A 20,578-nucleotide genomic window follows, 5' to 3' on the forward strand; every position below is an offset into this window, starting at 1 on the left:
ACGCGGGCGCTCATTGCGCTAAGCTTTGCCCATGTGCTATACTCGTGGGCGTGCTGTTTTGGCAGCGCCAAGCGGGCACAACGTAAGAGCCAGCCGCCGCAGGCACCGGTAGGGTGTTCTGCGGAAGAACCCTGTTAGCTTACGCATAACCAGAGCGACCCCGAGCCGGGCACGGTTGGGAGCCAACCCCCACGAGCGGAGGGTTTTAGAGGTGTATGCATGAAGATAGAGCGGTTTGGACGTATTGCTGAGGTGATCCCCCTACCGCCCCTGACCGAGATTCAGGTGGAATCCTTCAAAAAGGCGCTGCAGATGGGCGTTCCCGCGGCCAAGCGGGAGAACGTCGGGCTGCAGGCGGCCTTCAAGGAGACCTTCCCGATCGAGGAAGGGGAGCGCGGGCGGGGCGGGCTGGTTCTGGACTTCCTGGAATACCGTTTGGGAGAGCCGCCTTTTGACCAAGACGAATGCCGTGAAAAAGACCTGACCTACCAGGCCCCCCTCTACGCCAAGCTCCAGCTCATCCACAAGGACACCGGCCTCATCAAGGAGGACGAGGTCTTCCTGGGCGACCTGCCCCTGATGACCGAGGACGGCTCGTTCATCGTCAACGGCGCCGACCGCGTGATCGTCTCGCAGATCCACCGCTCGCCGGGCGTCTACTTCACCCCCGACCAGGCACGGCCGGGCAAGTACGTCGCCAGCGTGATCCCGCTGCCCAAGCGCGGCCCCTGGATCGACCTCGAGTTCGAGCCCAGCGGCGTGGTGGTGATGAAGGTCAACAAGAAGAAGTTCCCGCTGGCGCTGCTGCTGCGGGTGCTGGGCTACACCGCCGACAAGCTCGCCGCCGAGCTCAAGGGCTTCGAAGACCTGCTGCCGGGGCTGCTCGAGGCGCAGTACCGCGGCACCAAGGCGCTGGAGATGGGCCCCGACGAGGCGCTTTTGAAGCTCTTCACCGAGCTGCGCCCCGGCGACCCGCCCAAGCGCGACAAGGCCATCGCTTACGTGCACTCGCTGCTCTCCGACCCCCGCCGCTACGACCTGGGCGAGGCCGGCAAGTACAAGGCCCAGACCAAGCTGGGCATCGAGCTGTCGGGCCGCATGCTGCTGAAGTTCGTTGACGGCGAGTTCCGCGACGAGGGCCTGCTGCCGGTGCTGAAGTACCTCTTCTCGCTGCAGAGCGGCGTGGAGGGCTTCGAGGCCGACGACATCGACCACCTGGGCAACCGCCGCATCCGCACCATGGGCGAGCTGCTGGCCGACCAGTTCCGCGTGGGCCTCTCCCGCCTGGCCCGCGGCGTGCGCGAGCGCATGCTGCTGGGCACCCCCGAGAGCGCGACCCCGGCCAAGCTGGTCAACAACCGCCCGCTGGTCGCGGCCATCCGCGAGTTCTTCGGGCGCAGCCAGCTCAGCCAGTTCAAGGACCAGACCAACCCGCTCTCCGAGCTGCGCCACAAGCGCCGCATCTCGGCGCTGGGCCCGGGCGGCCTGACCCGCGAGCGCGCCGGCTTCGACGTGCGCGACGTGCACCGCACCCACTACGGGCGCATCTGCCCCATCGAGACCCCCGAAGGCGCCAACATCGGCCTCATCTCATCGCTCGCCGCCTACGGCCGCATCAACGAGCTCGGCTTCATCCTCACCCCCTACCGCAAGGTGGTCGGCGGCACGGTCACCGACCAGGTCGATTTCATGGTGGCCTCGGAGGAGGACAAGTACATCATCGCCCAGGCCAACACCCCCGTGCGCGCCGACGGCACCATCGACACCGACCGGGTGGTGGCCCGCAAGAAGGGCGACCCCATCATCGTGCGGCCCGAGGACGTCGAGTACATGGACGTCTCGCCCAAGCAGGTCTTCTCGGTCAACACCAACCTCATCCCCTTCCTCGAGCACGACGACGCCAACCGCGCGCTGATGGGCTCGAACATGCAGGCCCAGGCCGTGCCGCTGATCCGCGCCGAGAGCCCGGTGGTCATGACCGGCGTCGAGGAGCGCGTGGTGCGCGACAGCCTCACCTCGCTCTACAGCGACGTGGACGGGGTGGTGGAGTACGTCGACGGCAACCGCATCGCCGTGCGCGCCGCCGACAAGGGCCTGCGCGAGTACTCCCTGCGCCGCTTCGTGCGGAGCAACCAGGGCACCGCCCTCGACCAGAAACCCCGCGTGGTGGTGGGCCAGGAGATCAGGAAGGGCGACCTCCTCGCCGACGGCCCGGCCTCCGAGGAGGGCCTGCTGGCGCTGGGCCAGAACGTGGTCGTGGCCATCATGCCCTTCGACGGCTACAACTTCGAAGACGCCATCGTGATCTCCGAGGACCTGCTGCGCCGCGACTTCTACACCTCGGTGCACATCGAGCGCTACGAGATCGAGGCCCGCGACACCAAGCTCGGCCCCGAGCGCATCACCCGCGACATCCCCAACCTCTCCGAAGCCGCCCTGCGCGACCTCGACGAGGACGGCGTGGTCCGCATCGGCGCCGAGGTCAAGGCGGGCGACATCCTGGTGGGCCGCACGAGCTTCAAGGGCGAGACCGAGCCCACCCCCGAAGAGCGGCTGCTGCGCAGCATCTTCGGCGAGAAGGCCCGCGACGTGAAGGACACCTCCTTGCGCGTGCCCCCGGGCGAGGGCGGCATCGTGGTGCGCACCCTGCGCCTGCGCCGCGGCGACCCCGGCGTCGAGCTCAAGCCCGGCGTGCGCGAGGTGGTGCGGGTCTACGTGGCCCAAAAGCGCAAGATCCAGGTCGGCGACAAGCTCGCCAACCGCCACGGGAACAAGGGCGTGGTCTCCAAGATCCTGCCCCCCGAGGACATGCCCCACCTGCCCGACGGCACCCCCGTCGATATCGTGCTCAACCCGCTGGGCGTGCCCAGCCGCATGAACCTGGGGCAGATCCTCGAGACCCACCTGGGCATCGCCGGCTTGGACCTGGGCATCAAGTTCGTGACCCCGGTCTTCGACGGCGCCACCGAGGAGCAGATCAAGGAGCTCCTGGGCGAGGCCTTCGACCTCAAGTGGCAGCGCCGCCAGCGCGAGGGCTTCGGCGTGGACAACCGCGAGGTCGAGGTGCTGCGCCGCGCCGCCAAGCTGGGCATCGTCGAGGGCGAGAAGGACGTGGTCGAGCAACTGCGCCAGGTGGCCCAGCAGGGCAAGAGCATCGTCTACGACGGGCGAACCGGCGAGCCCATCGAGGGCCCCATCGTGGTGGGCGTGATGTACATCATGAAGCTCTACCACATGGTCGAGGACAAGATGCACGCCCGCTCCACCGGCCCCTACTCCCTCATCACCCAGCAGCCCCTGGGCGGTAAGGCCCAGTTCGGCGGGCAGCGCTTCGGGGAGATGGAGGTGTGGGCGCTGGAAGCCTACGGCGCCGCCCACACCCTGCAGGAGATCCTCACCATCAAGTCCGACGACATCGAAGGCCGCAACGCCGCTTACGAGGCGGTGGTCAAGGGCGAGGACGTGCCCGAGGCCAGCGTGCCCGAGTCCTTCCGCGTGCTCGTCAAGGAGTTGCAGGCCCTGGGCCTCGACGTTGACACCTACGACGAGAACGCGAAGAACCTGGACATTTTCGAGGGGTTGGCCTCCAGGCGCTAATAGCTGATAGCGAAGAGCCGATAGCCTCGAGATTTCCGCCCTAAGCCATCCGCTATCGGCTATCAGCGAGGGAACAAATGATGAAACGAGAAGTACGCAAGGTACGCATCGGCCTGGCCTCGCCCGAGAAGATCCGTAGCTGGAGCTACGGGGAGGTCGAGAAGCCCGAGACCATCAACTACCGCACCCTCAAGCCCGAGCGCGACGGGCTTTTCGACGAGCGCATCTTCGGCCCGCAGAAGGACTACGAGTGCGCCTGCGGCAAGTACAAGCGCCAGCGCTTCGAGGGCAAGGTCTGCGAGCGCTGCGGCGTGGAGGTGACCAAGAGCATCGTGCGGCGCTACCGCATGGGCCACGTCGAGCTCGCCACCCCCACCGCCCACATCTGGTACGTCAAGGACGTGCCCTCCAAGATCGGCACCCTCCTCGACCTCTCCGCGCAGGAGCTCGAGCAGGTCCTCTACTTCGCCAAGTACATCACCATCGACCCCCGGGGCGCGATGCTGGGCGGCACCCCGGTGCAGAAGCGCCAGCTCCTCACCGACGAGGAGTACCGCGAGCTGCGCTTCGGCAAGCAAGAGACCTACCCCATCCCCGCCGGCGTGGACGCCCGCGTGAAGGACGGCGACGAGGTCAGGAAGGGCCAGGAGCTCGCCCCCGGCGTGGTGTGCAAGATGGACGGGCTGTGCCTCTTCCGCTTCCCCCGCCGCATCCGCGTGGACTACGTGCAGCGCGAGCGGGCCCACCTGACCCTGCCCCGCGAGGGCTGGATCGAGCAGAAGAGCTACCGCCCCGGCGAGCCGCTGGCCGAGATCGCCGACAAGCACCAGATCCTCAGCGAGGAGGCCGGCGCGGTGCAGCTCACCGAGTGGGAGGAGGGCGCGCTCATCCGCATCCTCGACCCCGACACCGGCACCGTCGCGGCCGTGTACTTCCTCCCCGTGGGCTTCCGGCCCAAGGTGGGCGAGGGCGAGCTGATCGGCAAGGGCGAGCCGCTGGCCGAGGGCAAGGGCCTGGTGCGCATGCCTCGCCACGTCAAGGTCAGCGAGCTCGAGGCCTCCGGCAAGCGCGAGGTCGAGCTGTCGGTGACGCTGGAGTGGACCGAGGCCAAGGACTACCCCCTCCAGCCCCACATGCACGTGCTGGTGGGCGAGGGCACCCGCGTGCGCAAGGGCGAGAAGCTCGTGGGCGCCATCGAGGCCGCCGAGGAGGTCATCGCCGAGGCCGAGGGCGTCGTGCACCTGCACGAGCCCGCCTCCATCGTGGTGATGAAGGCCAAGGTCTACCCCTTCGAAGACGACGTCGAGGTCACCAACGGCGACCGCGTGAGCCCCGGCGACAGCCTGGCCGACGGCGGCAAGGTCACCAGCGACATCTACGGCCGCGTCGAGGTGGACCTGGTGCGCATGAACGTGCGCGTCATCGAGTCGTACGACATCGACGCCCGCATGGGGGCCGAGGCCATCCAGGCCCTGCTCAAGGAGCTCGACCTGGGCGTGCTCGAGGCCGAGCTCGTCGAGGAGATGAAGCACCCCAGCCGCGCGCGCCGCGCCAAGGCCAGGAAGCGCCTGGAGGTCGTGCGCGCCTTCCGCGACTCGGGCAACAAGCCCGAGTGGATGATCCTCGAGGCCGTGCCGGTGCTGCCCCCGGACCTGCGCCCCATGGTTCAGGTGGACGGCGGCCGCTTCGCCACCAGCGACCTCAACGACCTCTACCGCCGCCTCATCAACCGCAACAACCGCCTGAAGAAGCTCCTCTCGCAGGGCGCGCCGGAGATGATCATCCGCAACGAGAAGCGCATGCTGCAAGAGGCCGTGGACGCCCTCCTCGACAACGGCCGCCGCGGCACCCCCGTCACCAACCCCGGCTCCGACCGGGCGCTGCGCTCCCTGACCGACATCCTCTCGGGCAAGCAGGGCCGCTTCCGCCAGAACCTGCTGGGCAAGCGCGTGGACTACTCCGGCCGCTCGGTGATCGTGGTGGGCCCGCAGCTCAAGCTGCACCAGTGCGGGCTGCCCAAGCGCATGGCCCTGGAGCTCTTCAAGCCCTTCCTCCTGAAGAAGATGGAGGAGAAGGGCATCGCCAACAACGTCAAGAACGCCCGGCGCATGCTCGAGCGCTCCCGCGACATCAAGGACGAGGTCTGGGACGCGCTGGAAGAGGTCATCCACGGCAAGGTGGTGCTGCTCAACCGCGCCCCCACCCTGCACCGCCTGGGCATCCAGGCCTTCCAGCCCGTGCTGGTCGAGGGCCAGAGCATCCAGCTCCACCCGATGGTGTGCGAAGCCTTCAACGCCGACTTCGACGGCGACCAGATGGCCGTGCACGTGCCGCTGTCGAGCTACGCGCAGGCCGAGGCCCGCATCCAGATGCTCTCCTCGCACAACCTGCTCTCCCCGGCCTCGGGTGAGCCCACCGCCAAGCCCTCGCGCGACATCGTGCTGGGCATCTACTACATCACCCAGCTGCGCCGCGAGAAGAAGGGCGCCGGCCGCGAGTTCGGCGACGCCGCCGAGGCCATCGCCGCCTACGAGGCCGGGGAGGTCGCGCTCAACGCCCCCATCAAGGTCGCGGGCAAGGACACCAGCGTGGGCCGGGTGAAGCACATCTTCGCCAACCCCGACGAGGCCCTCACCGCCGTGGCCCACGGGGTCATCGACCTGCAGGACGTGGTGAGCGTGCGCATCGGCGAGCGCATCCTCGAGACCAGCCCCGGCCGCGTGCTCTTCAACCGCATCGTGCTCGAGGCCGTCGGCGAGGACGCCCCCGCCGAGCTCATCAACTACGACCTGGTGATGGAGCGCGACAACCTCAAGGACCTGGTCTACAAGTCCTTCCTGCTGCTGGGCGTGGAGAAGACCGCCAAGCTGCTCGACGCGCTGAAGTACTACGGCTTCATGCTCTCGACCACCTCCGGCATCACCATCGGCATCGACGACGCGGTGATCCCGGCCGAGAAGCGGCGCTACCTCGAGGAGGCCGACGCCAAGCTCGCCCAGATCGAGCAGGCCTACGAGATGGGCTTCATGACCGACCAGGACCGCTACACCCAGATCGTGCAGTTGTGGAGCGAGACCACCGAGAAGGTCACGAAGTCGGTGTTCGACAACTTCGAGCAGAACTTCCCCTTCAACCCCTTCTACATGATGAGCCAGTCGGGGGCGCGCGGTAACAAGCAGCAGATCCGCCAGCTCTCGGGGATGCGCGGGCTGATGGCTAAGCCCTCGGGCGAGACCTTCGAGCGCCCGGTGCTGTCCTCCTTCCGCGAGGGCCTGACGGTGCTGGAGTACTTCATCTCCTCGCACGGCGCGCGCAAGGGCGGCGCCGACACCGCGCTGCGCACCGCCGACTCGGGCTACCTCACCCGCAAGCTGCACGACGTGGCCCACGAGGTCATCGTGCGCGAGTCCGACTGCGGCACCACCGAGTACATCACCATCCCGCTGACGCAGTTCGACGAGGCCTTCCGCGCCAAGCGCCTGCGCAAGAGGAGCGACATCGAGTCGGGCCTCTACGGCCGCACGGTGGCCCGCGAATTCGAGGCGGGCGGGCGCACCTTCGGCGAGGGCAACCAGCTCTCGCTCGAGGACGTCGCGTTCATCTACAAAGCCGCCGAGGCCAACCTCATCGAGGAGGTCCCGGTGCGCTCGCCCCTGACCTGCCGCACCCGCTACGGGGTCTGCCAGCAGTGCTACGGCTGGGACCTCAGCGCCGCCAAGCTGGTCTCCATCGGCGAGAGCGTGGGCGTGGTGGCCGCCGAGTCCATCGGCGAGCCGGGCACCCAGCTCACCATGCGCACCTTCCACACCGGCGGCGTCGCCACCGGCACCGACATCACCCAGGGTCTGCCCCGCGTCATCGAGCTCTTCGAGGCCCGCCGCCCCAAGGTCAAGGCCATCATCGCCGAGATCGACGGCAGCATCCACATCGAGGAGCACGAGGACAAGACCAGCATCTTCGTGATGTCGGAGGGCTTCAACAAGGAATACAAGGTGCCCAAGGACTTCCGCATCATCGTCAAGGAGGGCGAGCTGGTGGAGGCCGGGCAGCCCCTGACCCGCGGCGCCATCGACCCGCACCAGCTCGTCGACGCCAAGGGCCCCGACGCCGTCCAGCGCTACCTGGTGGACGAGATCCAGCGCGTCTACCGCGCCCAGGGCGTGAAGCTGCACGACAAGCACATCGAGGTCATCGTGCGGCAGATGCTGAAGTACGTCGAGATCACCGACCCCGGCGAGAGCCGCTTCCTCGAGGGCCAAGTCATCGAGAAGTGGGACGTGGAGGCCGCCAACGAGAAGCTCAGCGAGGAGGGCAAGCTCCCCGCCGCCTGGAAGCCGGTGCTGATGGGCGTGACCAAGAGCGCGCTCTCCACCCGTAGCTGGCTCTCCGCCGCCTCCTTCCAGCACACCACCCACGTGCTCACCGAGGCCGCCATCGCCGGTAAGATGGACGAGCTCATCGGCCTGAAGGAGAACGTCATCCTGGGCAAGCTGGTCCCCGCGGGCACCGGCTCCGACTTCGTGCGCGACACCCAGGTCGTGGACACCAAGACCCTCAAGCGCCTCGAGGACCTCCGCAAGGAGTCCGACCAGGCCCCCGCCATCTCCGGACGCCGGCCCGGCGTCCGCCCCGAGCAGCCCGGCCGCGAGGCCGACCGCTAAAGCCCGCTTCAACGGCCAACCGTGGGGACGGGTCCCGGGCGATCGCCCGGGACCCGTCGCTTTTGGCGCCCCAGGCTTTTGGGTACAGTAGGGTGAATGGCGATCATCGCGACCCCCCAACAGCTCAGGCAGATCTACCCCCAGCCGCGCGAACGCTCGCTCAAGAAACGGCTCGCCCGCCTGGACCCCTACGCCCGGCGCTTCCTCGAGCTTTCCCCCTTCTGCGTGCTGTGCACCCAAAGCCTGGATGGCCGCGCCGACGCCTCCCCCAAGGGCGACGCGCCGGGCTTCGTGCGGGTGGAGGACGACGCCCACCTGCTGATCCCCGACTGGCCCGGCAACAACCGCCTCGACTCCTTCAGCAACCTGCTCTCCAACCCCGCCGTCGGCCTGTTGTTCCTGGTGCCGGGGATTGACGAGTCGCTGCGGGTCAACGGCAGGGGAGAGCTGCGGGACGACCTCGAGCTGCGCCAGCTCTTCGCGCGGGGGGAGCGGCTGCCCCTCACGGTGCTGCGGGTGGAGGTCGAGGAGGTTTTCCTGCACTGCGCCAAGGCCCTGATGCGATCCAGGCTGTGGGGCGGGGAATACCGCGTCGAGCGTAGCCTGTTGCCCTCGATGGGGGAGATGATCAAGGCCCAGACCGGCTCCGCCGATCCCGCCGAAACCCAGGAGCAGATGCTCGAGCGCTACCGCAAGACCCTGTACTGATGAGAGCCAAACTCTTCCTCACCTTCCAGCAAGTCGGCGCCGACCTCTTCGCCGCCCGCATGGCCTCGGCCACCTCGGGCAACTTCTCGGCGCGGGACAAGGACGGGCTGTGGATCACCCGCAGCGGCGTCCAGAAGGCCCACCTCACCGCCGACGACCTCATGCTCCTTCCCTTCGAGCCCGACCCCGAGAAGGACCAGGGCTCCTCCGTCGAGCGGGTGATCCACCGCGCCATCTACCGCCACACCGACGCCGTGGCGGTGGTCCACGCCCACCCGCGCCACGCCATCGCCCTGTCCTTCCACTTAGACGCCATCGAGCCCATCGACCTCGAGGGCCGCTACTGCTTCGGCACCATCCCAGTGCTTTCCCCCGCGACCACCTCCGCCACCGAGGAGGCCGCCGAGGCCGTGGCCGAGGCCCTCAAGACCCACAAGGCCTGCGTGCTGCGGGGCCACGGGGCCTTCGTCAAGGGGGTGGAGGAGAGCGCGGAGAGGTCGCTGCTCAAGGCCTACTCGCTGATGACCAGCCTCGAGGAGGCCTGCGAGGTGGTGTTCTTGGAGCGCCTGTGGAGGATGTCCCTCAAAGGCTGACGCGGCGCCCGAGCAGGCGAGCGCCCGGCGGCACACCGGAGGTGCGATGAAGGTTCTGTTCGTCGAAGGCAAGAACGCGGACGGGCTGCGCGAACTCGCCCGCCGCTTCCCCCACCCCTACCGGCTGCTCTACCGCCCGGAGCAGGGGCTCTACCTGCTCGAGGCCTGGGCCGTCGGCCCCGCGATGGAGGCCGAGGCGGCGCGGCTGGAGGGCTTCCGGGTCTGGGCCTTCGAGCTGATGGAGGCCGGGGGCGCCGACCCCGCGGCCCCCCTTTGAACCGCAGGCGGTGCGTATGCGTGAAGAGATTGACGTGATCGCGGTGAACGACGAGGTCGAGCTCTACGTCGAGGACGTGGGGCCGGAGGACGCGACGCCCGTGGTGGTGGTGCACGGGGGGCCCGGGGGCTCGGCCTACGTGCTGCGGGAGGGGCTGGAGGAGGAGCTGGCCGGCTTCCGCGTGATCTACTTCGACCAGCGCGGCGGCGGGCGCAGCCCCGAGCTCGAGCCCGAGCCCCGGCTGTTCACCGTGGACGCGCTGGTGGGGGACCTCGAGGCCCTGCGCGAGCACCTGGGCCTGGGGCGCTGGGGGGTGCTCGCCCACGGCTTCGGGGCGGTGCCGGCGCTCGAGTACGCCCGCCGCTTCGCGCCCCGGGTCGCCGCGCTGGGGCTGGTCGGCCCCTGGGTGAACTTCCCGGCCCTGGCCCGCCGCCTCTTCCGCGCCTCGCTGGCCCTGCGCGACCTGCCCGAGGCCGCGGCCCCCGAAGACCCCCGCTTGGCGCTGCAGGAGGCCTTCGGGGTGCTCGAGCCCAAGGCCGTCTTCGACGCGCTGATGTTCCCCAGCGAGCACGGGCGCATGGAGTTCGAGTGGCTGAGCGAGGGCGCGGGCATCCTGGGCAACGACGCCCCGGGCCGGATGTTCGTCTACAACGGGCTGTGGGAGCTCGACTACAGCTCGAGGCTGCTCGAGCTGCCGCTGGAGCCGCTGGCGGTGGTGGGCTCGCTCGACGGCACCAGCTACCCCGAACAGGCCGAGGCCGTGGCGGACCTGTCGGGCGGCCGCCTGGAGGTCGTCGAGGGGGCCGGGCACTACCCCTGGATCGACCAGCCCGCCGCCTTCGGCGAGGCCCTGCAGGGCTTCCTCGAGGCGCTCGAGGCCGGGTAAAACGCCGTCCGGGAGCAGGCCGAGCCCGCCCTTGTGACCCGTGGGCCGGACGGGGTAGGGTTTTTGGGTAAAATTACCTAACCGGGTCCTTGCGAGAATTTCCAGCCTATACCGCGTTTTTGGGGCCTATCATAACCATGATGTACCCGACCGGCCACGTGCAAAGCCTGCGCAAGCGCCACGCGCTGCGGTGGCAGTCCTTCGCCGCCCACCCCTTCCTGCAGCGCCTGCGCCAGGGCGACGTGCCGCCGGCGGCCCTCGACCGCTGGCTGACGCAGTTGTACTACTTCGACGAGTTCATGATGGGCTTTCAGCTCGGCCTGCTGCGGCAGGCCCCCCGCGAACACCGGGCGCTGCTGGCGCAGATCGTGCTCAACATGGTCGAGGAGATGGACTGGCTGCTGGAGCGGGGGGCCGACCTCACCGAGGCGCCCGACGCCCCCCGCCAGGCCTACCAGCGTTTCTTCCGCGACCTCGAGTCCTTGCCCTACCCCCACCTCACGGTGCTCCACTGGGCCACGCACCACGTCTTCATCGACGCCCTCAAGACCGTCAACACCCCCGACGAGCGGCTGCGCGCCATCCTCGAGCGCTGGGCCGACGACGGCTTCGGGGCCATCCTGCACGACCTAACCGCGCTGGCCGACGAAGCGCTGGAGTGCCTCGAGCTCCCCGAGCTCGACGCGCCGCTCAACCGGCTCTTCGACCTCGAACAAAGCTCTTGGGACACGGCTCTACGTATGGCAGAGGAGGCTGAGCGAAGCTCATGATCGACCCCTTTCTTTCCACCCCCCTTCCCCAGCTCGAGGGCGTGACCGCGCACCCCTTCGTGCAGCGGCTCGCCTCGGGCCGGCTGCCCTCGCGGGCCTTCACGGCCTGGATGGTCCAGGGCCTCTACATCAACGACGCCATGATCCGCTACCAGGCCCACCTGCTGCGCGAGGCCCCCGCCAGCCACCGCAAGGTCCTGGCGGTGCTGCTGGTGACGCTGTGCGAGGACGCCGACTGGCTCGAGGAGCACTTCAGCCCGCTGCAACACCCCCTCTACGCCGACACCGAGCGCTACTGCCGGCTCTTCACCGAGCTCGAGCGCCTGCCCTACCCCCTGGCCCTGGCGCTGGACTGGTGCCTGCACCGCAGCTACCAGCAGCTGTGGCGCGAGGCCGTCCCCACCAGCGAGCTGATGGAGTTCATGTGGGACCGCTGGGCCTCCGGGGAGATCCAGTCCCTCATGACCCAGCTCGAGGGCCTGGTGCGCCCCGTCTGGAGCGAGGTGGACCCCAACGCCTTCGTGCCGCTGCTGCGGCAGTTGCTCCGCTTCGAGATGGGCATCTGGGCCCAGGCCCTGGGCGACGGCGCGCCGCGCTGACGCCGGCAGCCGCCTCGAGGCGCTCTAGCCACCCCGACCCGGGCCTGATATACTTGGCACTTGCGTGGTCCGATGGGACCACAAATTTGGTATGCCCGAGCCCCGCCGCTTTCCGCGGGCCGGGTGCTCGAGAAGAAAGGAGGTGAATATGCCGCAATACGACCTCAACCTGGTGCTCAACCCCAACCTCGACGGGGCGCAGGTGGCCCTGGAGAAGGACCTCATCCAGCAGGCCATCACCCGCCACGGGGCCACCGTCAAGGCCGCCGACGAGTGGGGCCAGCGCCGCATGGCCTACCCCATCCAGAAGGACCCCGAGGGCTACGTGCTCTTCTACACCCTCGAGATGGAAGGCGCCAGCGCCCAGCCCCTGGAGAAGGAGCTGCGCCTGCGGGACAACGTGCGCCGGGTGCTGATCATCCGCGACCGCCCCGAGTGGCGCAAGAAGTAAGGGTTGGTTCTTCCAAGCTTTTCCAAGCCCCTAGCCGACCCCAAGCAGGCCCAAGCCCCCAGGTAGAGCAGTTAGAATGACACGAACGTAAACCGACCGAAAAGGACGACCGATATGGCACGAGGACTCAACCGCGTAACGCTCGTTGGAACCCTGACCCAAGACCCGGAGATGCGCTACACCCCCGGGGGGCTGGCTGTTTTGGAACTCAACCTCGGCGGCAACGACATCATCACCGACGAATCGGGCAGCACCCGTGAACTGGCCTGGTACCACCGCGTGAAGCTCCTGGGCAAGAGCGCCGAGTTCTGGGGCGACAGCCTCAAGGCCGGCACCGCCCTCTTCGTCGAGGGCAAGCTCGAGTACCGCTCCTGGGAGCAGGACGGCCAGAAGAAGAGCTCGCTCGACATCAAGGCCGACCGCCTGGAGGTGGTGAACCTCGAGGGCAAGCGCGGCGAGCTCACCGTCACCGACGCGCGCGGGCAGCACCGCCTGCGCGAGGGCCTCAACCACGTGATGCTGGTGGGCAACCTCACCCGTGACCCCGAACTGCGCTACACCCCCCAGGGCACCGCCGTCACCCGCTTCTCGCTGGCGGTCAACGAGCGGCTCATGACCCGCCAGGGGGAGCAGGAGAAGGTGCACTACGTCGAAGGCCAGGCCTGGCGCGACTTAGCGGAGTGGGCCGCCGAGTTCAAGAAGGGCGACGGGGCTTTCGTAATCGGACGCTTGGTGAACGACTCCTGGACCAGCTCGACCGGCGAGCGGCGCTACACCACCCGAGTGGAAGCCAGCCGCCTCGAGCGCCTTGCCCGTGGAACCGGTAATGGTGGAGCCGGCTCCCTCGGTGGCGCGGAGCGCGAGAAAGCCGCGGCTCCGGCCAGAGGCCGTACGAGCAAGGTGGACATTGACGAAGGCTTAGAAGATTTCCCACCGGAGGAGGATCTACCCTTTTGAGCACCAAGAAAGTAGCACCTAAGGGCGCCAAGGGCGACCGCCCGGACCGTGGCGCCCGCCGCAGCCGCAAGCCCAAGGTGGCGGCTGCCGTTGGGGCTTTCGACCTCAACGACTACAAGAACGTCGACATCCTCAAGCGCTTCCTGTCGGAGACCGGCAAGATCCTGCCGCGCCGCCGCACCGGCCTCAACGCCCAGGACCAGCGCAAGCTGGCCCGCACCATCAAGCGCGCCCGCCACATGGGCCTGCTGCCCTACGTCGAGAAGCTGGTGCGCAAGTAAGAGGTGAGCCATGAAGGTGATTCTGCTTGAACCCATGGAAAACCTCGGCGACGTGGGCGCTGTGGTCAACGTGAAGCCGGGCTACGCCCGCAACTACCTCCTGCCCCGCGGCATCGCCACGCTGGCGACGGAGTCCAACCTCAAGACCCTCGAGGCCAAGATCCGCGCCCAGGCCAAGAAGGCCGCCGAGCGCAAGGCCGAGGCCGAGCGCCTGAAGGAGATCCTCGAGCCCCTGACCCTCGAGCTCAAGGTCAAGGCCGGCGAGACCAAGATCTACGGCTCGGTCACCAGCCGCGAGGTCGCCGCCGCGCTGGAGGCCCAGCACCAGATCAGCATCGACCCCAAGCGCCTGGTGCTCGAGCGCCCCATCAAGGACCTGGGCGAGTACACCCTGGTCTACAAGCCCCACCCCGAGGTCCCCATGAACCTCAAGGTGGTGGTCGTCGCCGACAAGGCCTGACCGGCCGTCGGCGTTCGCGGGAGGGCGGCCCTGGCGGCCGCCCTCTTCGCTTTGCCGCTCGAGCGCAGCGCGGGCGTGACCCCCGCGCGGCACCGGGCCGGGTTCACCCTAGACGGCGGGGCCCCGAATCCCCCAGACTCGAGGGCATGAAGCTCAAGCCCTTCCGCATCGAGCAGTACTACGCCAAGTACGAGTTCACCGCCCGGTACATGCTCTCCAGCTCCGACGCCGAGTCGCGCAGCGTGGAGGAGCTGCTGGCGCTCGAGCCCGACGCCCGCGAGCGCCTCGACCGGCTGTGGCTCGGCTACACCGAGTCGCCGGGCGCGCCCTACCTGCGCGAGGCCATCGCCGCCGTCTACGAGCGCCTCACCCCCGACGACGTGCTGGTGGCCGCCGCCGCCGAGGAGGGGATCTTCCTGGTCTACCACGCGCTGGTGGGCCCCGGCGACCACGTGATCGTGGAGACGCCCTGCTACGAGTCGGCGCTCGAGCTCGCCCGCAGCACCGGCGCCGAGGTCTCGACCTGGGAGCGCCGCTACGAGGACGGCTGGGCCAACGACTTCGCGGCCCTCGAGCGCCTCCTGCGGCCCAACACCCGCCTCCTCTACGTCAACACCCCCAACAACCCCACCGGCACCCTGATGGAGCGCGGGGTGTTCGAGCGGGTGATGGCACTCGCCCGCGAGCGCGGCCTGTACGTCTTCTGCGACGAGGTCTACCGCGAGCTCGAGCACGACCCCGCCACCCGCCTGCCCGCCGCCTGCGACGTGTACGAGAAGGCGATCAGCCTGGGCTCGATGTCCAAGACCTACGGCCTGCCGGGGCTGCGGCTGGGCTGGCTGGCGAGCCGCGACCCGGAGGTGATCGGGCGCTGCCTCGAGCTCAAGCACTACACCAGCATCTGCAACAGCGCCCCCAGCGAGTTTTTGAGCGCCCTGGCCCTGCGCCACCGGGAGGTCTTGGTGGCGCGCAACCTCGAGATCGTGCGGGCCAACCTGCCGCTGCTGGAGGGCTTCTTCGCCCGCCACGCGCACGTCTTCGAGTGGGTGCGGCCCGACGCCAGCCCCATCGGCTTCCCCCGCTTCAAGCTGCCGCGGGACGTGGCGGGGTTCTGCGAGGAGGTGGTGCGCGAGACGGGCGTGCTGCTGCTGCCGGGCACGGTCTACGACCAGCCGGGGCACCTGCGGGTGGGCTACGGGCGCAAGAACATGCCCGAGGCGCTGGGGCGGCTCGAGCGCTTCCTTTCGCGGGGGTGAGCCCAGCGGGTATCCTGGGCCATGTGGAAAATCGCCGCCCTCGCCCTGACGCTGTGCGCCTTCGCCCTGTCCCAGAGGACCCCCGTGCAGCGGCCTGACGCCCCGCCCCTGGCCGCGCCCGGGCCCCACGCCGTGGGGGTCCGCACCCTGCAGCTCACCGACCCCGCCCGCGCCCGCGGCCTCACCGTGGAGGTGTGGTACCCCGCCCGGCGCGCGTCCACGGCAGCCCCGCCCGCCGTCTACCGGGGCGTCGTGGGCTCGGTGGAGTTCAACCTGCCGGGCCAGGCCCTGCGCGACGCGGCGCCCGAGGCCGGGAAGTTCCCGCTGCTCGTCTACTCGCACGGGCAGCCCGGCAGCCGCTACCAGTCGGCCTACCTGATGGAGCACCTGGCCTCGAGGGGCTTCGTGGTGGCGGCCATCGACCACACCGGCAGCCTCTACCGCGACCTCACCCAGCCCGCCTACGTCACCTCGCTCGTCGAACGCCCGCTCGACGTCCTCTTCGTGCTGGGCCAGGTGCCCAAGAGCGTGCCCAGCGCCGACGGCGACACGGCGGGCCTGATCGGCTACAGCTACGGCGGCTACTCGGTGCTCAACGCGGCCGGGGCCGGCATCGAGCGGGCCGGGCTCGAGCAGTACTGCCAGAAGGCGGGCAACGAGGGCCCCTGCTTCCTGCTGCCCTTCCTGGCGCAGGTCGAGCCCCAGCGGGGGGCGCAGGCGGTCCGGCCCGACCCGCGCGTGAAGGCGGTGTTCGTCATCGCCCCCTACGGCGCCCCCTGGTACTACGGCTCGCTGCCCAGGCTCACCGTGCCGCTCTTCGTGGCGGTGGGGGAGGAGGACGACGTGGCGACCTACGCCCGCGACGGCCTCGAGGTCTACCGCCGCGCCGGGTCGAAGGCCAAGTACCTCCTGACCCTGGAGGGCGCCCGCCACAACCCCTTCGTGGTCTGCCCGCCCGAGGCCCGCGCCACCCCCGAGGACTTCGAGCGCTGCTGGGAGCCCGTGTGGGACAAGGAGCGCCTCTTCGACCTCGCCCGCCACTTCGCCGCCGCCTTCTTCGCCCACCACCTCAAGGCCGACGCCCCGGCCGGGCAGTACCTCGAGCCCGGCCTCCCCGGCTTCCGGCCCCGCGCCAGGGTGGGCATCCGCCTCGAGCATGGACGCTAGGCGCTTCGTCGCCTCCTGGAGCGGGGGCAAGGACAGTTGCTACGCCGTGCTGCAGGCCCGGCGGCGCGGCCTGGAGCCCGCCGTCCTGCTCAACGTGCTCAACGAGGAGGGCCGGATCTCCCGCTCCCACGGCATCCCCCGCCCCGTCCTCGAGCAGCAGGCCCGGGCCATGGGGGTGCCCCTGGTGGCCTTCCCCAGCAGTTGGTCGGAGTACGAGAGCCGCTTCGTGGGGGCGCTCGAGCAGGTCCGGCTCGAGCACGGCGTGACCCACGCGGTCTTCGGCGACATCGACTTCGAGCCCCACCGCGAGTGGGAGGAGAAGGTGTGCGCGCGGGCGGGCCTCGAGCCGGTGCTGCCGCTGTGGAAGGAGGACCGCGCCGCCCTGGTGCGCCGCATGGTGGCCGAGGGGCTCGAGGCGGTCATCGTCTCCTGCAACCCCCAACTGGGCCCCGGCTTCTTAGGCCGTGCCCTCACCGCCCAAACCGTGGCCGACCTCGAGGCCGCCGGGCTTTGCGGAACTTCTTGACCCACTCGAGGTCGTTCATGCGGGTGGCGAAGACCCCGCAGGGGATGCGCGGCGCGGTGACCTCGAGCAGCACCTCGCCCACCCGGAAGCGGTCGCCCACCCTCACCGGCTGGGTCCCGAAGGAGGAGAGGGTGAGGTTCTCACCGAAGGTGCCGGGCTCGAGCGCCTCGCCGAGCTGCTCGGCCCACCAGTCGTAGTCCTCGGCGCTGTAGGCGTAAACCGCCTGGTCGCGCCCGCCGTGGTGCTTGGTGTCGGTGACCACGTCGGCCTCGAGGCCGTAGGCGTCCACGCGCACCCTGCCCGTCACCGGCGTCTTGTAGATCCCCGTGCGCACGGTGCGCTCCCCCACCTGCACTTGCCGCTCCTTCCCCAGGTTGACCGCGATCAGGCGCATAGGCCCCATGCTAGCAGAGGAGCCCGTCAGTGAGTCAGGGCCGCGCGCGAAAACCAGCCGCTCAGCCCAGGATCGCGCCGACCACCATGCTCACCAGGAAGCTTCCCGCCGCAGCCCCGATGAGGGTGATCCAGATCTTGCCGCTCTCGGTGAGGTTCATGCTCGACTGCACGGCGAGGTAGCCGAAGTAGATGTTGACGGCCAGGAAGGCCAGAAACAGCAGCGGCAGCAGCAGGATGCCGATGAGGGTGATGATCAGGATGAGCGTGGCGATCCCCAGCAGCACCGACAACGGCCCCCAGAACAGCGCGAAGGTGTAGGCCACGTGGTCGAGGCTGCCGGTGCCGCCCTGGCTCTTGCCGATGGTGTGGACCAGGTAGACGAAGACCAAGAAGCCCGCCACCGTGGCGATGATGCTGTTGAGGAAAGCCGTGACCCCGCCGCCCAGGCTCCCCAGCGCCCCGATGACGGCGAAGAGCAGCACGTAGATCAGGGCCTCGCGCAGGGTCCCCTTGGCCTCGTACTGCTCGAAGGTGGCCGCGCTGGGCTTGGTGAGCACCTGCAGGCTCTGGCTGAACATGGTGCTGATGGTCTGGGTGATGGAGGGGCTGGGGTTCATAGGGGTTCCTCCCGGTTCGGCTTCGCGGTAGTGCTTCCACCTGATTGTAACCCCGATGGCCGCTCACGGCCCGATGATGGTGTCTTTAGGCTCCAAAGAGCCCTGCCGCGGGCGTATGCTGGAGGACGTGAGCGGAATGCCCTTCCGGGTGGAGCGCCTGGGCCGCGTGCCCTATGCCCAGGCTTGGGAGTACCAGAAACAGGTCCACGCCGGGGTGGTCGCCGGGGAGCGGCCCCCCACGCTGCTGCTGCTCGAGCACCCCCGCACCATCACCTTAGGCCGAGGGGCCACCGGCGAGAACCTGCTGCTGAGCGAGGAGCAGTACCGGGCCCAGGGGATCGAGCTGTTCTGGATCGAGCGGGGCGGCGACGTGACCTACCACGGCCCCGGCCAGCTCGTGGGCTACCCCATCTTCCCGGTGGGGCGGCGGGTGCGCGACTACCTGCGCCGGCTCGAGGCCGCCGTCATGCGCGTCGCGGGGAGCTACGGCGTGGAGGCCTACCCCAGCCCCGGCTACGCGGGCGTGTGGGTGAAGCGGCCCGCGCCGGTGCCTTCGTGGCCCGACCTCGAGGAGAAGCTGTGCGCCTTCGGGGTGGCCGTCAAGCAGGACGTGGCCTTCCACGGCTTCGCCCTCAACGTCAACACCGACCTCGAGGACTTCAACCTCATCGTGCCCTGCGGCATCCGCGACAAGGGCGTCACCAGCCTGCAAAAGCTGCTGGGCCACGAGGTCAGCATGGACGAGGTGGCCGAGCGGGTGGTCGAGGCCTTCGAGCAGGAATTCCCGGCGTTCGACGTGCGGCGTGCGGCGTACGACGCCCCGAAGGAGCTTACATGAGCGACAACGTCAAGACCGTCCAACTCGAAGACTTCAGCACCGGCGGGGTGATCGAGCTCAAGGTCATCCACAACGGCGTGGCCCAGGAGCGCCCCGAGCCCGTTGACCGCCACAAGCCCGCCTGGCTACGCGCCACCGTGCCCACCGGGCCCAACTACCAGCGCCTCAAGGCCATGACCCAGCGGCTCAAGCTGCACACGGTGTGCCAGGAGGCCATGTGCCCCAACATCGGGGAGTGCTGGGGCCACGGCACCATGACCATCATGGTGCTGGGCAGCATCTGCACCCGCGCCTGCAAGTTCTGCGCCGTGGACACCGGCAACCCCAAGGGCTGGGTGGACCCCCTCGAGCCCGTCCACGTGGCCGAGGCGGTGGCCGAGATGAAGCTCAAGTACGTGGTGCTCACCTCGGTGGACCGCGACGACCTCCCCGACGGCGGGGCCTCCCACTTCGCCGAGGTGGTGCGCCAGATCAAGCAGCGCGACCCCGAGGTCAAGGTCGAGACCCTCACCCCCGACTTCCGCGGCAACCTCCGCGACGTGGAGACGGTGCTGGAGGGCGGCCAGGAGGTCTTCGCCAACAACCTCGAGACCGTGCGCCGCCTCACGCCCAGGGTGCGCGACCCCCGCGCGGGCTACGACCAGACCCTCAGGGTGCTCGAGCACGCCAAGAAGGCGCGCCCCGCCGTGCTCACCAAGAGCAGCCTGATGCTGGGCTTGGGCGAGACGGAAGAGGAGATCCGCCAGGCCATGCGCGACCTGCGCGCGGTGGGCGTGGACATCCTCACCTTAGGCCAGTACCTACGCCCCACCAAGCACCACCTCCCCGTCGAGCGCTACGTGACGCCGCAGGAGTTCGCCACCTACGCCGAGTGGGGCTACGAGGAAGGCTTCATGGAGGTCTTCAGCGGGCCGCTCGTGCGCAGCTCCTACCGCGCCGAGAAGGTCTTCTTCGAGGCGACGCAGAGCGTCTAGGGTCCGAAGGCCGGGGGTCTGGGGGCAACTTTGGCTCTCGACCCTCGACATTCCCGACACTCGCCATGACCGAACCCGCACCCCAAACCAAGGCCGCGCACCCTATGGGGCGGGTGCTGGCCCGGGGCGACGCCTTGTGCCTCGTGCTCTTCGCGCTCATCGGGCAGGCGATGCACGGCACCCTCAACGGCTTCGCGGCCGCCTGGAGGGGCTTCCTCGAGAACTCCCTCCCCATCCTGGTGGTCTGGTTCATGATCGCCCCCTTCCTGCGCACCTACACCCGCCCCACCTGGCGCAACCTGCTCCTCACCTGGGCGCTGGCCGTCTCGGCCGGCGTGATGTTCCGCTTCCTGGCCCTGGGCCGGGACTTCAACCTGGGCTTTTTCATCTTCTGGGGCGTAACGCTGGGCTCCACCCTGGCCCTGCTCCTGGCCTGGCGGGGCCTGGCACGGCTGGTCGCGGGGCGGCGTTCAGCGGTGAGCGGTAAGTTTTGAGCCGTCGGCTATCAGCCGTCAGCTTGTGGTGAACCCCTCCCCGTCCCTCCCCGCCCGCGGGGAGGGTTTA

General features: G+C 69.1%; 20 protein-coding genes. 18 read left to right on the forward strand and 2 right to left on the reverse strand.

Translation table 11 applies throughout. The annotated features are described in order from the left end of the window. Positions 1-219 precede the first annotated feature (219 nt). From rpoB to Mterra_RS03850, 15 genes are all read left to right on the forward strand, one after another. Positions 220-3,597: a DNA-directed RNA polymerase subunit beta gene (gene rpoB, locus Mterra_RS03780; protein WP_119313960.1), complete on the forward strand. Its 3,378-nt coding sequence runs from the start codon at positions 220-222 to the stop codon at positions 3,595-3,597. Positions 3,598-3,677: 80 nt separating this feature from the next. Further along, positions 3,678-8,258, forward strand: coding sequence for a DNA-directed RNA polymerase subunit beta' (locus Mterra_RS03785; protein ID WP_119313972.1), 4,581 nt, complete (start codon positions 3,678-3,680; stop codon positions 8,256-8,258). A 96-nt stretch (positions 8,259-8,354) separates the two neighbouring features. Then, positions 8,355-8,966: a pyridoxamine 5'-phosphate oxidase family protein gene (locus tag Mterra_RS03790; RefSeq protein ID WP_119313961.1), complete on the forward strand. Its 612-nt coding sequence runs from the start codon at positions 8,355-8,357 to the stop codon at positions 8,964-8,966. Further along, positions 8,966-9,559, forward strand: coding sequence for a class II aldolase/adducin family protein (locus tag Mterra_RS03795; protein WP_119313962.1), 594 nt, complete (start codon positions 8,966-8,968; stop codon positions 9,557-9,559). The genes Mterra_RS03790 and Mterra_RS03795 overlap by 1 nt, the downstream gene beginning before the upstream one ends. A 46-nt stretch (positions 9,560-9,605) precedes the next feature. Further along, the gene (locus Mterra_RS03800; RefSeq protein ID WP_119313963.1) at positions 9,606-9,836 is read left to right on the forward strand and encodes a hypothetical protein; all 231 of its coding nucleotides are present in this window, start codon (positions 9,606-9,608) and stop codon (positions 9,834-9,836) included. 16 nt (positions 9,837-9,852) lie between these two features. Continuing rightward, positions 9,853-10,722 (forward strand): alpha/beta fold hydrolase, encoded by an 870-nt coding sequence (locus Mterra_RS03805; RefSeq protein ID WP_119313964.1) that lies wholly within the window; start codon positions 9,853-9,855, stop codon positions 10,720-10,722. Positions 10,723-10,862: 140 nt separating this feature from the next. After that, positions 10,863-11,492 (forward strand): thiaminase II/PqqC family protein, encoded by a 630-nt coding sequence (locus Mterra_RS03810; protein WP_119313965.1) that lies wholly within the window; start codon positions 10,863-10,865, stop codon positions 11,490-11,492. Then, positions 11,489-12,091 carry a hypothetical protein gene (locus tag Mterra_RS03815; RefSeq protein ID WP_119313966.1) on the forward strand — a complete coding sequence of 201 codons (603 nt, stop codon included), beginning with the start codon at positions 11,489-11,491 and terminating at the stop codon, positions 12,089-12,091. The genes Mterra_RS03810 and Mterra_RS03815 overlap by 4 nt, the downstream gene beginning before the upstream one ends. A gap of 148 nt (positions 12,092-12,239) precedes the next feature. Further along, on the forward strand, positions 12,240-12,542 hold the full coding sequence (rpsF, locus tag Mterra_RS03820) for a 30S ribosomal protein S6 (protein ID WP_027892582.1): 303 nt from the start codon (positions 12,240-12,242) through the stop codon (positions 12,540-12,542). A gap of 114 nt (positions 12,543-12,656) precedes the next feature. Next, complete coding sequence (locus tag Mterra_RS03825; RefSeq protein WP_027892583.1) at positions 12,657-13,499, forward strand: single-stranded DNA-binding protein; 843 nt, start codon at positions 12,657-12,659, stop codon at positions 13,497-13,499. Beyond that, on the forward strand, positions 13,496-13,780 hold the full coding sequence (gene rpsR / locus Mterra_RS03830) for a 30S ribosomal protein S18 (protein ID WP_027892584.1): 285 nt from the start codon (positions 13,496-13,498) through the stop codon (positions 13,778-13,780). The genes Mterra_RS03825 and rpsR overlap by 4 nt, the downstream gene beginning before the upstream one ends. A gap of 10 nt (positions 13,781-13,790) precedes the next feature. After that, complete coding sequence (gene rplI, locus Mterra_RS03835) at positions 13,791-14,240, forward strand: 50S ribosomal protein L9 (RefSeq protein ID WP_119313967.1); 450 nt, start codon at positions 13,791-13,793, stop codon at positions 14,238-14,240. A gap of 146 nt (positions 14,241-14,386) precedes the next feature. Next, on the forward strand, positions 14,387-15,496 hold the full coding sequence (locus Mterra_RS03840) for an aminotransferase class I/II-fold pyridoxal phosphate-dependent enzyme (protein ID WP_119313968.1): 1,110 nt from the start codon (positions 14,387-14,389) through the stop codon (positions 15,494-15,496). Between the two features lie 21 nt (positions 15,497-15,517). Continuing rightward, on the forward strand, positions 15,518-16,663 hold the full coding sequence (locus Mterra_RS03845; RefSeq protein ID WP_119313969.1) for an alpha/beta hydrolase family protein: 1,146 nt from the start codon (positions 15,518-15,520) through the stop codon (positions 16,661-16,663). Next, positions 16,653-17,189 carry a Dph6-related ATP pyrophosphatase gene (locus Mterra_RS03850; protein ID WP_245971521.1) on the forward strand — a complete coding sequence of 179 codons (537 nt, stop codon included), beginning with the start codon at positions 16,653-16,655 and terminating at the stop codon, positions 17,187-17,189. The genes Mterra_RS03845 and Mterra_RS03850 overlap by 11 nt, the downstream gene beginning before the upstream one ends. Here Mterra_RS03850 and Mterra_RS03855 read toward each other — a convergent pair. Together Mterra_RS03855 and Mterra_RS03860 are read right to left on the reverse strand one after the other, a co-directional pair. Continuing rightward, positions 17,134-17,583 carry an MOSC domain-containing protein gene (locus Mterra_RS03855; protein WP_245971522.1) on the reverse strand — a complete coding sequence of 150 codons (450 nt, stop codon included), beginning with the start codon at positions 17,581-17,583 and terminating at the stop codon, positions 17,134-17,136. The two genes, Mterra_RS03850 and Mterra_RS03855, sit on opposite strands and share 56 nt — an antisense overlap. Positions 17,584-17,644: 61 nt before the next feature. Next, positions 17,645-18,202, reverse strand: a complete 558-nt coding sequence (locus Mterra_RS03860; RefSeq protein WP_119313970.1) for a YIP1 family protein — start codon at positions 18,200-18,202, stop codon at positions 17,645-17,647. 136 nt (positions 18,203-18,338) lie between these two features. Between Mterra_RS03860 and lipB the strand changes: the two genes are divergently transcribed. The 3 genes from lipB (at position 18,339) to Mterra_RS03875 (ending at position 20,508) form a co-directional block, all read left to right on the forward strand. Continuing rightward, positions 18,339-19,040, forward strand: a complete 702-nt coding sequence (gene lipB, locus Mterra_RS03865; RefSeq protein ID WP_119313973.1) for a lipoyl(octanoyl) transferase LipB — start codon at positions 18,339-18,341, stop codon at positions 19,038-19,040. Next, a complete protein-coding gene (gene lipA / locus Mterra_RS03870) occupies positions 19,037-20,014 on the forward strand; it encodes a lipoyl synthase (RefSeq protein WP_119313971.1) in 978 nt (325 codons plus the stop codon). Before lipB ends, lipA begins: the two co-directional genes overlap by 4 nt. A 104-nt stretch (positions 20,015-20,118) precedes the next feature. Next, positions 20,119-20,508, forward strand: a complete 390-nt coding sequence (locus tag Mterra_RS03875) for a DUF3054 domain-containing protein (RefSeq protein WP_119313974.1) — start codon at positions 20,119-20,121, stop codon at positions 20,506-20,508. Positions 20,509-20,578: the final 70 nt, after the last annotated feature.

Source organism: Calidithermus terrae, from assembly GCF_003574345.1.
Taxonomy (GTDB): domain Bacteria; phylum Deinococcota; class Deinococci; order Deinococcales; family Thermaceae; genus Calidithermus; species Calidithermus chliarophilus.

Bases quoted from the DNA above. Each gene is read 5' to 3' on its own strand.
- lipA (WP_119313971.1), top strand. From the start codon at position 19,037: ATGAGCGACAACGTCAAGACCGTCCAACTCGAAGACTTCAGCACCGGC.
- Mterra_RS03800 (WP_119313963.1), top strand. From the start codon at position 9,606: ATGAAGGTTCTGTTCGTCGAAGGCAAGAACGCGGACGGGCTGCGCGAA.
- lipB (WP_119313973.1), top strand. From the start codon at position 18,339: ATGCCCTTCCGGGTGGAGCGCCTGGGCCGCGTGCCCTATGCCCAGGCT.
- Mterra_RS03815 (WP_119313966.1), top strand. From the start codon at position 11,489: ATGATCGACCCCTTTCTTTCCACCCCCCTTCCCCAGCTCGAGGGCGTG.
- rplI (WP_119313967.1), top strand. From the start codon at position 13,791: ATGAAGGTGATTCTGCTTGAACCCATGGAAAACCTCGGCGACGTGGGC.
- Mterra_RS03860 (WP_119313970.1), bottom strand. From the start codon at position 18,202: ATGAACCCCAGCCCCTCCATCACCCAGACCATCAGCACCATGTTCAGC.
- Mterra_RS03785 (WP_119313972.1), top strand. From the start codon at position 3,678: ATGAAACGAGAAGTACGCAAGGTACGCATCGGCCTGGCCTCGCCCGAG.
- Mterra_RS03805 (WP_119313964.1), top strand. From the start codon at position 9,853: ATGCGTGAAGAGATTGACGTGATCGCGGTGAACGACGAGGTCGAGCTC.
- Mterra_RS03875 (WP_119313974.1), top strand. From the start codon at position 20,119: ATGGGGCGGGTGCTGGCCCGGGGCGACGCCTTGTGCCTCGTGCTCTTC.
- rpoB (WP_119313960.1), top strand. From the start codon at position 220: ATGAAGATAGAGCGGTTTGGACGTATTGCTGAGGTGATCCCCCTACCG.
- Mterra_RS03840 (WP_119313968.1), top strand. From the start codon at position 14,387: ATGAAGCTCAAGCCCTTCCGCATCGAGCAGTACTACGCCAAGTACGAG.
- rpsF (WP_027892582.1), top strand. From the start codon at position 12,240: ATGCCGCAATACGACCTCAACCTGGTGCTCAACCCCAACCTCGACGGG.
- Mterra_RS03810 (WP_119313965.1), top strand. From the start codon at position 10,863: ATGTACCCGACCGGCCACGTGCAAAGCCTGCGCAAGCGCCACGCGCTG.
- Mterra_RS03850 (WP_245971521.1), top strand. From the start codon at position 16,653: ATGGACGCTAGGCGCTTCGTCGCCTCCTGGAGCGGGGGCAAGGACAGT.
- Mterra_RS03795 (WP_119313962.1), top strand. From the start codon at position 8,966: ATGAGAGCCAAACTCTTCCTCACCTTCCAGCAAGTCGGCGCCGACCTC.
- Mterra_RS03855 (WP_245971522.1), bottom strand. From the start codon at position 17,583: ATGCGCCTGATCGCGGTCAACCTGGGGAAGGAGCGGCAAGTGCAGGTG.
- Mterra_RS03790 (WP_119313961.1), top strand. From the start codon at position 8,355: ATGGCGATCATCGCGACCCCCCAACAGCTCAGGCAGATCTACCCCCAG.
- Mterra_RS03845 (WP_119313969.1), top strand. From the start codon at position 15,518: ATGTGGAAAATCGCCGCCCTCGCCCTGACGCTGTGCGCCTTCGCCCTG.
- Mterra_RS03825 (WP_027892583.1), top strand. From the start codon at position 12,657: ATGGCACGAGGACTCAACCGCGTAACGCTCGTTGGAACCCTGACCCAA.